Source organism: Streptomyces silaceus (assembly GCF_001419745.1).
In the GTDB taxonomy this organism is placed as follows: Bacteria; Actinomycetota; Actinomycetes; order Streptomycetales; family Streptomycetaceae; genus Streptomyces; species Streptomyces silaceus.
Genome location: NZ_LIRJ01000417.1, coordinates 1 through 10,006, shown reverse-complemented (window position 1 = coordinate 10,006; position 10,006 = coordinate 1). Strand labels below are relative to the sequence as shown.

The 10,006-nt window shown below is 72.9% G+C and carries 11 protein-coding genes; 4 read left to right on the top strand and 7 right to left on the bottom strand.

The window, feature by feature from the left end; translation table 11 throughout:
- Positions 1–353 precede the first annotated feature (353 nt).
- Both AOK22_RS32070 and AOK22_RS32065 read left to right on the top strand, forming a co-directional pair.
- Positions 354–1,436 (top strand): C40 family peptidase, encoded by a 1,083-nt coding sequence (locus tag AOK22_RS32070; protein WP_055702229.1) that lies wholly within the window; start codon positions 354–356, stop codon positions 1,434–1,436.
- 246 nt (positions 1,437–1,682) lie between these two features.
- On the top strand, positions 1,683–3,008 hold the full coding sequence (locus AOK22_RS32065) for a PP2C family protein-serine/threonine phosphatase (RefSeq protein ID WP_055702228.1): 1,326 nt from the start codon (positions 1,683–1,685) through the stop codon (positions 3,006–3,008).
- A 30-nt stretch (positions 3,009–3,038) separates the two neighbouring features.
- Here the strand turns inward: AOK22_RS32065 and AOK22_RS32060 are convergent, their stop codons facing one another.
- The 6 genes from AOK22_RS32060 to AOK22_RS32035 form a co-directional block, all read right to left on the bottom strand.
- On the bottom strand, positions 3,039–3,371 hold the full coding sequence (locus AOK22_RS32060) for a DUF2516 family protein (RefSeq protein WP_193433306.1): 333 nt from the start codon (positions 3,369–3,371) through the stop codon (positions 3,039–3,041).
- A gap of 107 nt (positions 3,372–3,478) precedes the next feature.
- Positions 3,479–4,105: a hypothetical protein gene (locus AOK22_RS32055; RefSeq protein ID WP_055702227.1), complete on the bottom strand. Its 627-nt coding sequence runs from the start codon at positions 4,103–4,105 to the stop codon at positions 3,479–3,481.
- Between the two features lie 33 nt (positions 4,106–4,138).
- Positions 4,139–4,579, bottom strand: coding sequence for a helix-turn-helix domain-containing protein (locus tag AOK22_RS32050; RefSeq protein WP_055702226.1), 441 nt, complete (start codon positions 4,577–4,579; stop codon positions 4,139–4,141).
- Between the two features lie 91 nt (positions 4,580–4,670).
- On the bottom strand, positions 4,671–5,816 hold the full coding sequence (locus AOK22_RS32045; protein WP_055702225.1) for an RNA polymerase sigma factor: 1,146 nt from the start codon (positions 5,814–5,816) through the stop codon (positions 4,671–4,673).
- Complete coding sequence (locus AOK22_RS32040; RefSeq protein WP_055702224.1) at positions 5,813–6,220, bottom strand: YciI family protein; 408 nt, start codon at positions 6,218–6,220, stop codon at positions 5,813–5,815. Before AOK22_RS32040 ends, AOK22_RS32045 begins: the two co-directional genes overlap by 4 nt.
- A 118-nt stretch (positions 6,221–6,338) precedes the next feature.
- Positions 6,339–6,767, bottom strand: a complete 429-nt coding sequence (locus AOK22_RS32035; RefSeq protein WP_055702223.1) for a DUF6299 family protein — start codon at positions 6,765–6,767, stop codon at positions 6,339–6,341.
- Between the two features lie 111 nt (positions 6,768–6,878).
- On the opposite strand from AOK22_RS32035, the gene AOK22_RS32030 reads away from it, so the two are divergent.
- Both AOK22_RS32030 and AOK22_RS32025 read left to right on the top strand, forming a co-directional pair.
- On the top strand, positions 6,879–7,562 hold the full coding sequence (locus AOK22_RS32030; protein WP_237773584.1) for a Clp protease N-terminal domain-containing protein: 684 nt from the start codon (positions 6,879–6,881) through the stop codon (positions 7,560–7,562).
- Between the two features lie 71 nt (positions 7,563–7,633).
- Entirely contained in the window at positions 7,634–8,731 is a 1,098-nt protein-coding gene (locus tag AOK22_RS32025; RefSeq protein ID WP_055702222.1) for a MerR family transcriptional regulator, read from the top strand.
- Positions 8,732–9,011: 280 nt separating this feature from the next.
- Here the strand turns inward: AOK22_RS32025 and AOK22_RS32020 are convergent.
- The coding region (locus AOK22_RS32020; RefSeq protein ID WP_055702221.1) for an oxidoreductase at positions 9,012–10,006 on the bottom strand (995 nt) is incomplete at its 5' end.

Here is a 10,006-nt window from a genome sequence, read left to right as displayed (position 1 = left end):
CGGCAGGGGGAAGTGACGGTGCGGTGGGAGGCGTTGGCGCCGCGGGGGAGCTGACGGAGCCGACTCACCGCCGGGATCTCCGCCCCCGACCCTGGAGCCCCCCGTCCCTGGAGCCCCCTCCGCCCCGGGGTTGAACACATGTGCCCGTCCCCCCGGCCGTGATCCCGTCCGGCCCGCGTGGAACGCATCGCTGTGACCTGCGGGGAACGAACCCTGCGTGCCGTTCGTCACAGAAGGGCGGGTGGGGAGATCGAAGTGGTGGCCGGGCTCTGTCGGATTGGGCGCGGTCATGGCACCATCCCGAGGGCGACCGCAAGTTACTGACGGTAAATCAGCTTTGGGGGTGGCGGGGCGTGACTGGCAAGCGATACTCGACGGCGACGGCCGTGGCGCTGATCTGCGCGGCGACGGTGCTGACCGCACCGGGGACGGCCTTCGCGAGCCCGGCGAGCGCTCCGGCGAGTCCCGTGAAGCCACCGGCCGAGCCGACTCCCCGTACGGACAAGTCCCTTGAGGAGGTCCGCAAGGAGATCGAGGACCTCTACCACGACGCGGGCGTGGCCACGGACGCGTACAACGCCGCCGAGGAGAAGGCCGACAAGCAGTCCGAGCAGATCGTGAAGCTCGCCAAGGACATCGTCGAGGGCCAGGCCAAGCTCAAGAAGCTGAAGGCCCGCGCGGGCGCCGCCGCCCGCGCCCAGTACCGCAACGGCGGGGTGCCCGACGAGGCCAAGCTGATGCTCAGCGACGACCCGGGCCGGTTCCTGGACGGCGCCGGGCGCATGCGGCAGGGCGAGAAGGCGACCAAGGGCCTGCTGACCGAGCTGGAGCGCACCCAGGACGACCTGCGGGTCTACGCCGAGGACGCCACCGCGCGCTGGAAGAAGCTGGAGGCCAACCGCAAGGAGAAGGCGGCCTCCAAGAAGCGGATAAAGAAGAAGATCGCGGCTGCCGAGGCCCTCGAGTCCCGCCTGGAGAAGAAGGAGCGGGAGCGGCTGCGCAAGCTGGAGGAGGCGGCCGCCCTCAAGAAGCAGTCGGCGTGGGTGAGTTCGGGCGTCCTCAAGGACATCGGCGGCAAGGCGACTCCGGCGGGCAAGAAGGCCATCGCGTTCGCCACCGCCCAGATCGGCAAGCCGTACGTGTGGGGCGCCGAGGGCCCGGGGTCGTACGACTGCTCGGGGCTCACCTCGAAGGCCTGGGCCGCGGCCGGCAAGGGCATTCCGCGCACCTCGCAGGAGCAGTGGAAGCAACTGCCGCGCGTCGACGTCAAGAACATGCGCCCCGGTGACCTGATCATCTACCACTCGGACGCGAGCCACGTCGGGCTGTACGTGGGCGACGGCGCCATCGTGCACGCGCCGCGTCCCGGCCGGGACGTGACGATCGCGGGCGCGGGGTCCATGCAGATCCTCGGGGTCGTACGGCCGGACAAGTAGCCGCGGACGTCCGCGCCGGATGTGACCCAGCGCACGGCCCGGCCGTGCGCTGGGCCCTCACGACGTGATGTTCGTCATCCCTGGCGGGACCACACCGTGCCCAATTGCGTTCCTGGATGCGGCATATGACGGTGGCTGTTTGCCGTCCGGCATTCCAATGGAGGCACGGCTACCGCTAAGGTCCCCGTCGGTGCCGCGTCGACCTGCGCGGGACCATGCCCTCGGGGGGAGGGAAGGAACCAAGCGATGCCCGTACCCATACCGCGGCAGAGAGCGATCCCGGCCGCGGAAGGCGGTCAGGCTCATGCGGCGCCCCGACACGAGACGGCGGCGCCCGCCCATGACACGACCGGCCAAGGCAACGGCAGCAGCAACGGCTCCGGACTCAGCCTGCTGGTGATCGAGGACGACCCGGCGGGCTCCCTGAGCGTCCCCGAGCTCCTCGACTCCGCGGGCAAGCCCATCCGCATCCGCACCGCCCGCAACCTCACCGAGGCCGAGCGGCTCCTCACCGACGACGTGCACTGCATCCTGCTCGACCTCGCCCTGACCGCTCCGGGCGCCGCCTCCGCGGCCGAGGAGACGGACGGGGACGAGCTGGGCGCGCTCCGGCACGTGCTGCGCCTCGCGCCCCGGCACGCCGTGCTCGCCCTCACCGCGGACGGCGACGCCGAGCGCGGCGCCGAGGCCGTGCGCGTCGGCGCCCAGGACTATCTCTTCCGCGACGAGCTGGACGGGCGCCTGCTGAGCCGGGCGATCCGGTACGCGGTGGAGCGCAAGCGCGCCGACGCCGCCCAGCGCCAGCTCACCGAGTCGCGGCTGCGCGCCCAGGAGAACGCCCGGCTTGAGCGCGGCCTGCTGCCGACGCCGCTCCTGGAGGGCTCACCGCTGCGGTTCGCCGCCCGCTACCGGCCCGGACGCTCCCGCGCGCTGCTCGGCGGCGACTTCTACGACACCGTGCGCACCCCCGACGGCTCCGTGCACGTCATGATCGGCGACGTCTGCGGCCACGGGCCCGACGAGGCGGCGCTCGGCGTGGAGCTGCGGATCGCCTGGCGCGCGCTGACCTTCGCGGGGCTGTGCGGCGACGAGCTGCTGTCCACGCTGCAGAAGGTCCTGGAGCACGAGCGGGCCGACGACGAGATCTTCGCGACGCTGTGCACGGTCGACATCGCGCCGGACGGCCGCCGGGCCGGGCTGTGCCTGGCCGGACACCCGTCGCCGCTGATCGCGCGCGAGGGCCGGCTCGCGGATCTCCTGCCGTACGAGGACAGCGGCCCGGCGCTCGGACTGCTGCCGCGGGCGCGCTGGCCGCGCAAGCAGGTGGAGCTCGGCGGGAAGTGGAGCCTGATGCTCTACACGGACGGCCTGATCGAGGGCCGTATCGGCCGGGGCAACCAGCGCCTGGGGCAGGAGGGGATGGTGGAGATGATCCGCCGCCAGATCGCCGCGGGGCTGCAGGGCGACGAGCTTCTCGAGGCGGCCGTGAACGAGGTGCGCGACCTCAACGGCGGGGATCTGACGGACGACGTGGCGGTGCTGCTGCTCGACCGGACGCCCGGGGGCCGCTGACGACGGGGCCGTCAGCGGTACCGCACGGGCTTACCGGCCGCCGTTGTACGGCCCGTACGGACCGTCGCTGCTGGAGCCGCCGCGGCGGCCGCCGCCGCCGGTGATCTGCTGGATCGCGGGGCGTACGTCGACCATGTACACGATCGTCGCGACGAGGCCGATGATCGGCAGGAACGACAGGATCGGGAAGAGCAGGTTCACCACGAAGGCGAGTCCGAGGATGATCAGCCAGAACGGCTTGGTCTTCTTGTCCGCCGCACGGTAGGCGTCCTCACGCCGGACCGCGGCGTCGATGAGCGCGAATCCGCTGAAAACGATCAGGGCCAGCGACAGCAGCCACATGAAGTTCGCGAACCCCTGCATCAGCACAACGTCCACCACCAGTCTCGGCTCATCGATTACGCGGCCACGGTACCCGCTACCCCGTCAACGGGGCGGGCACGCCGTGAGTGCCCGCCCCGTCCACACGACTACTTGCCGGCGGGCGGCGTCGTCTTCTTCGCGGCCGGCTTGCGGGCCGTGGTCTTCTTCGCGGCCGGCTTCTTCGCCGGGGCGGCGGCCTTGGACTCGGTGGCCACGGCGCTCTTGGGCCCGGCGGCCGTCGCGCTCTTGGGCTCCTGGGCCTCCACGGCCTCGGGCTCGGCGTCCGGCTCGACCGTCTCGGCCAGGTCGAGGATCTCCTCGGCGGCCTCGCCGCGCCAGGCCTTCACGGCCTGCTCGCCGTGCTCGGCGACCTCGTCGTACTTCTCGCGCGCCTTGACCGCGAACTCGGCGGCCACGCCGACGCCGCGCAGGGCGAGGTCCTGGGCGGTCTCGCCGAGCTTCTTCAGGTCGGTGTCGAGCGTGCCGATCACCTCGTTGACCTTGGCCTGGAGGGTCTCCTGTGCCTCCTTGGCGCGGGCGGTGGCCTTGTCCTGGACGGCCTTCGGGTCGGTGTTGCGCACCGCGTCGATACGGGCCGGCGCCTCGGCGATCAGCTGCTCGACGATGCCGGGCACCTTCTTCGCCTGCTGGAAGGCGAGGTCCGCGGACCCGGCGACGAAGTACGCGGGGGTGGGGTTGCTGAGGGTCTTGCGCAGGTCATCGGTGATGGCCATGAGGATGGTCCTCCCGGTTTCGCGTGAGCGTGGTCAGCTTGAGGGGTTCTGCTTCGGCTCGGCATCGCCGGCGTCGGCTGTGCGGGCGCCATCGACGGCGGTGTCCTGCTCCGCGTACGACGAGGTCTCGAAGCCGTTCTCCTTGCGGAACGACTCGTAGATCTGCAACAGCACCTGCTTCTGGCGCTCGTTGATGGAGGGGTCGGCGAGGATGACGGCGCGCGTCTCCAGCTCGTCCCGCTCCTTCTCGTCGAGGATCCCGGCCCGTACGTACAGCGTCTCCGCGGAGATCCGCAGGGCCTTGGCGACCTGCTGCAGGACCTCGGCGCTCGGCTTGCGCAGGCCGCGCTCGATCTGGCTCAGATACGGATTGGACACCCCGGCGGCGTCGGCGAGCTGCCGCAACGACAGCTGCGCGGTACGCCGCTGCTCGCGCAGATACTCACCGAGATTGCCGACGTTGAGTGATGCCATACCCCGATGGTGCAGCACCCCCGCTAACTATTGCAAGCGCCCGCTTGCAAAAGTGCGCTACGCCACGATGGCGGCGGTCCCGCGGCGCCGCTCACCCCCGCAGCCGCGCGTTGATGCGGGCCGCCTGGTGGGTGAGGTGGTTGCGTTCCGGGAGGTTGGGGGCCGTTTGTGCGGCCTGGGTGTAGAGGTGGGCGGCCGACTTCAGGTCGCCGGAGCGCTCGTGCAGGTAGGCCGCCACCGCCGTGTGGCGCGGCAGGGAGGGGTCGAGGTCCGCGAGGGCCGCCAGGCCGGCGCGGGGGCCGTCGGCCTCGCCCACCGCCACCGCCCGGTTGAGGCGGGCCACCGGGCTGTCGGTGAGCCGCACCAGCTCGTCGTACCACTCCACGATCTGCACCCAGTCCGTCTCCTGCGCGGTCCGCGCGTCCGCGTGCAGCGCGGCGATGGCCGCCTGGGCCTGGAACTCGCCCAGGCGGTCGCGGGCCAGGGCCGCCTGGAGGATTCCGATGCCCTCGGCGATCAGCCGGGTGTCCCACCGCCCGCGGTCCTGCTCGGCGAGCGGGACCAGGCTGCCGTCGGCCGTCGTCCGGGCCGGGCGGCGCGCGTGGTGCAGCAGCATGAGCGCCAGCAGGCCCGCGACCTCCTCGTGGCCGGTCCTGGCCGCCAGCTGGCGGGTGAGCCGGATCGCCTCGGCGGAGAGGTCGACGTCGCCGGAGTAGCCCTCGTTGAAGACCAGGTAGAGCACCCGCAGCACCGTGGCGACGTCGCCCGGCCTGTCGAACCGCACGCCGGAGACCGTCCGCTTGGCCCGGCTGATCCGCTGGGCCATGGTCGCCTCCGGCACCAGGTACGCCGCCGCGATCTGCCGCGTGGTCAGGCCGCCGACCGCCCGCAGCGTGAGCGCGACCGCCGAGGCCGGGGTCAGGGACGGGTGCGCGCACAGGAAGTACAGCCGCAGCGTGTCGTCCACCGCCCCTGCCCCGCCGGGCGCGGGCTCCGCCTCGACCCGCTCCTCGCGCCGCCGCCGCGAGGTGTCCGCGCGGGCCGCGTCGAGGAACTTCCGCCAGGCCACCGTGACCAGCCAGCCCTTGGCATCGCGCGGCTCGTCGTCCGGCCACGCGCGCACGGCCTCGACCAGGGCGTCCTGCACGGCGTCCTCGGCCGCCGCGAAGTCGGCTCCGCGGCGGACGAGGACACCGATCACCTCGGGCACCAGCTGCCGGAGCAGCGCCTCGTTCACTCGGTGGCCGTGGGCTGCACGCCGTAGAACGGGCGCACCTCGAGCCACTCGTGGATCGGCTTGCCGCCCGCGCCCGGCGCCGCCGACAGCTCGCCGGCCAGTTCCAGCGCGCGCTCGTAGGTGTCGACGTCGATCACCATCCAGCCGGCGATCAGGTCCTTGGTCTCCGCGAAGGGGCCGTCGGTGACCGGCGGCCGCCCCTCGCCGTCGTAGCGGACGAACGTTCCCTCCGGCGAGAGCGCCTGGCTGTCGACGTACTCCCCGGTCTTCTCCAGCCGGGCGGCGAAGTCGTTCATGTACCGGACGTGCGCCGTGACCTCCTCCGGCTCCCACTGGTCCATCGGCACGTCGTTGACCGATGCCGGCGCGCCCCGGTAGTGCTTCAGCAGCAGGTACTTGGCCATGATGTCCTCCTTGGTGAGGTGCGGCCCATTGTGGCCGTGTTCGCTGCTGGGACGGAGCCGCACGCGGGTTCTCGACATCCCCCCGGGAAATTTCTCCGAGAAATTTCGGCGACCCCCCTCACGCCCGCGACAGCTCCACCGGCGCCTCCTCCTGGGCCAGCGGCCGAGGCATCGGCAGACCCGTCTCCGTGGACAGCTTCATCAGGTGCGCCCGCACCTCCGCCTCGCCGGGCTCGTAGGCGTCCTCCTTGAGGCGGCTGGTGTTGCTCCACTCGTGGACGTGGCCGTCGCAGACCGCGACCGTGCCGCCGATGCCGTTCGTCCTGGCCCCCTGGGCCAGGGTGCTGCTGACGAACACCGGGCCGGGGGTGCCGTCGGGCAGGCAGCGGTAGGTGCCGGAGAGGGTGACGGTGCCGTCGTCCTCGATCGTGCCCGCGCCGCTCACCGTCAGGCCGTCGTGAGGGGCGGCGTGGGCGGCGGTGGCGGGAACGGCGGCCCCGGCGAGGGCCAGGAGCAGGGCGGCGACAGTGCGATGCGTGGTGGTCATGGCCCGACAACGATCTCCCCGAGGGCGGAGACACGGTACGCCGGACGGCCCCGCGGCACGAAAAGGCAAGTACTCGTTGACAAACGCCAACTGTCAAGGCGTACTTGCCTCATGGCTCTTCCTGATGTGGACGACCTCATCGCGGAGGTCGACCGCCGGTGCGACACCGCCCTTCGCGGCGAAGGACAGGAGCAACCCGACTGGCTCGCCCTGCTGGGCGTCGCCGCACGGGTGTCGGGGCAACTCCAGGCGCTCGCCGACGACTTGGTCGAGGACTACGTCGAGCACTGCCGGATGCACGGGGTCTCGTGGGCCGAGATCGGGGGCGCGCTCGGGGTGACCCGGCAGGCGGTCCAGCAGCGCTTCCACGCGCCGCACAAGCGGTACGGCCCCGAGACCATGTCCGAGGAGCTGCGCCGGGCGATGGCCCACGTCCGGCAGGCCGCCGTGGGGCACCGCAACAACTACATCGGCACCGAGCACCTGCTGTGGGGGCTGACCGCGGAGGACAACAGCGCCACGCGGTTCCTGCGCGACGCCGGCGTCCCGCCGGAGGACGTGCACCGCGCCGTCGGGGACCGGCTGGGCACGGGCGCCTCCCGGGCCGCCGAGCGGATCGCCTGGACGCCCTACTCCCGCAAGGCCATCGCCCTCGCCGAGGCCCGCGCCGAGCGTAACGGCGCGGAGCGCATCGGCTGCGACGACCTGCTGGCCGGCCTCTCCCAGGTCGGCCGAGGCGTCGCCGCAGACGTCCTGGCCGAAGCCGGTCTCGCCCCCGTGGCGGCGGACGGTTGACCTTCACCTCGGGGGAAGCCCCAGCATCGGTGGAGCCGGGCGAGGTGCCCGGCACGAGGAAGGAGCGGGCCATGGGGCTGCTGACCATCGGGGCGTTCGCGAAGGCCTCGCGGCTCTCGCCGAAGGCCCTGCGGCTGTACGACGAGCTCGGGCTGCTGACCCCCGCCCGCGTCGACCCGGTCACGGGCTACCGCCTCTACGCGCCGGACCAGCTCGACCGGGCCCGCCTGGTCGCCTGGCTCCGCCGCCTGGACATGCCGCTGGCCCGCATCCGCCGCGTCTGCGCCCTGGAGGGCGACGCTGCGGCGCAGGAGGTCCGTGCGTACTGGGCCCGGGTCGAGGCCGAGACCGCCGCGCGGCGGGACCTGGCCACCTTCCTCGTCAGTCATCTGTCATGGAAGGACCCCGACATGTCCGCTGACGGCCACCGTCTCACCATCCGCTGCGCCGCCCTGTCCGACGCCGGCCTCGTCCGCGAGAGCAACCAGGACACCGCCTACGCCGACTCCCGCCTCCTCGCCGTCGCCGACGGCTTCGGCCGGGGCGGGGCCCCCGCGAGCGCCGCCGCCGTGGACACGCTGCGGCGCCTGGAGTTCGACGCCGACGGGCTCGACCGCGTCCCCGCGGGCACCCTGCTCAACGTCCTCGAGGACGCCGTCGCGGAGGCGGGGCGCGCCGTCCACACCGCCGCCGGGGCCTCCCCGGAGGACGAGGCGGGCACGACGCTCACCGCCATGCTCTGGACCGGATCGCAGCTCGCCCTCGTCCACATCGGCGACTCCCGCGCCCATCTCCTGCGCGACGGCGAGCTCTTCCAGATCACCCACGACCACACGCTGGTGCAGTCCATGGTCGACGACGGGCGCCTCACCCCGGCGGAGGCCTCCTCGCACCCCCAGCGGTCCCTGCTGGCCCGGGTCCTCGGTGGCGGCGCGGACGCCACCGCCGACCTGCGCCTGCACGACGCCCGGCCCGGCGACCGCTACCTGCTCTGCTCCGACGGCCTGTCCGCCGTCGTCCCCGACGACGAGGTGTGCCGGGTCGTCGCGGCGGCCGACGACCCCGAGGACGCCGTACGCGAACTCGTCGAGCTGGCCAACCTCCGGGGCGGCCCCGACAACGTCAGCTGTGTCGTCGCGCACGTGGACCGGGCCGAGCGAGCCGCCTGACCGGCCGGACCGCCCCTGCCCCCGGCCCCCTCCGGCCGACCGGAGCGATCAAGCCGCCCGACCGCCGTGAATGGCCACTTCTTTGTGGGTACTTGGCGTAACGCGCCCCGGCGGCCAGTCTGGTGGGGGCACCGAGGGTCCGGAGTACGGAGAGAAATGGGGTGACGATGCGTCAGGGTATCTGCCGCCGCCGCGAGTCCGGCTGGAACTCGGCCGGCATGTCCAGGCGCCGTCGGCCCCGGCCCGACAGGGGCTCCAACGGCCGTGCCCATGGGGCTCGTCACCCACGGGTCCCGGCGTCGGCGGCCTCGCTCAGGGCCGGGTAGTCGGTGTACCCCGCCGCCCCGCCGACGTACATCAGGCCCTTGTCCTGAAGGGGGTTGAGCGGCGCGCCGACGCGCATCCGCTCGACCAGGTCGGGGTTGGCGAGGAACGCGCGGCCCAGCGAGACCAGGTCCGCCCCGGCCGCGAGCAGGCGCTCGCCCGCGTGCCGGCCGCCGTCGGCGGGCAGCGGTCCGCCCCAGCCGAGGACCGGGTTGGCGACGAGCGTGCCGGGCCAGTTCGCGCGGATCCGCCGGAAGAGGTCGGTGTCGGGGTCGGCGAAGACGACGTGGAGGTAGGCGAGCGGGCCGCCCGCGCGCTCCTCGAGGGCGTCGATCAGCGCCGGGTAGAGGGCGTCGGTGTCGCCCTCCTCGATGCCGTTGACGGTGAGTCCGGGCGCGATGCGTACGCCGACCCGCTCGGGTCCGATCGCCTCGGCGACCGCGCGGACGACCTCGACGACGAAGCGGATGCGGTGGGCGACCGGGCCGCCGTAGGCGTCGGTGCGGCGGTTGGTGTTCTTCGCGAGGAACTGGTGGAGGAGGTAGCCGTTCGCGGCGTGCACCTCGACGCCCTCGAAGCCCGCGTCGATCGCGCGGCGGGCGGCGGCCGCGAAGTCCGCGACGGTCCCGTCGATGTCCTCGACGGTCATCTCCCTGGGTTCGACGGCTGGTTGGTGCCCGCCGGGCGTGTGGATGGTGTCCGGCAGCGGCACCGGCGAGGGCGCGACCGGCGTCAGACCGCTGTTGTCGGGGTGCCCGACCCGGCCGCCGTGCTGGAGCTGCAGGAACATCCGGCCGCCCGCCGCGCGCACGGCGTCGGTGACCCGCCGCCATCCCGCGACGTGCGCGTCGTTGTGGATCGCGGTGATGTTGGCGTACGTCTGTCCGACCGCGTTGGGCGTCGACGCCTCGGCGACGATCAGCCCGGCGGAGGCGCGCTGGGCGTAGTACG

Coding starts and splice junctions, on each gene's coding strand:
- AOK22_RS32030 (WP_237773584.1), top strand. CDS start 6,879: ATGGCTCTTCCTGATGTGGACGACCTCATCGCGGAGGTCGACCGCCGG.
- AOK22_RS32050 (WP_055702226.1), bottom strand. CDS start 4,579: ATGGCATCACTCAACGTCGGCAATCTCGGTGAGTATCTGCGCGAGCAG.
- AOK22_RS32055 (WP_055702227.1), bottom strand. CDS start 4,105: ATGGCCATCACCGATGACCTGCGCAAGACCCTCAGCAACCCCACCCCC.
- AOK22_RS32065 (WP_055702228.1), top strand. CDS start 1,683: ATGCCCGTACCCATACCGCGGCAGAGAGCGATCCCGGCCGCGGAAGGC.
- AOK22_RS32025 (WP_055702222.1), top strand. CDS start 7,634: ATGGGGCTGCTGACCATCGGGGCGTTCGCGAAGGCCTCGCGGCTCTCG.
- AOK22_RS32060 (WP_193433306.1), bottom strand. CDS start 3,371: ATGCAGGGGTTCGCGAACTTCATGTGGCTGCTGTCGCTGGCCCTGATC.
- AOK22_RS32040 (WP_055702224.1), bottom strand. CDS start 6,220: ATGGCCAAGTACCTGCTGCTGAAGCACTACCGGGGCGCGCCGGCATCG.
- AOK22_RS32035 (WP_055702223.1), bottom strand. CDS start 6,767: ATGACCACCACGCATCGCACTGTCGCCGCCCTGCTCCTGGCCCTCGCC.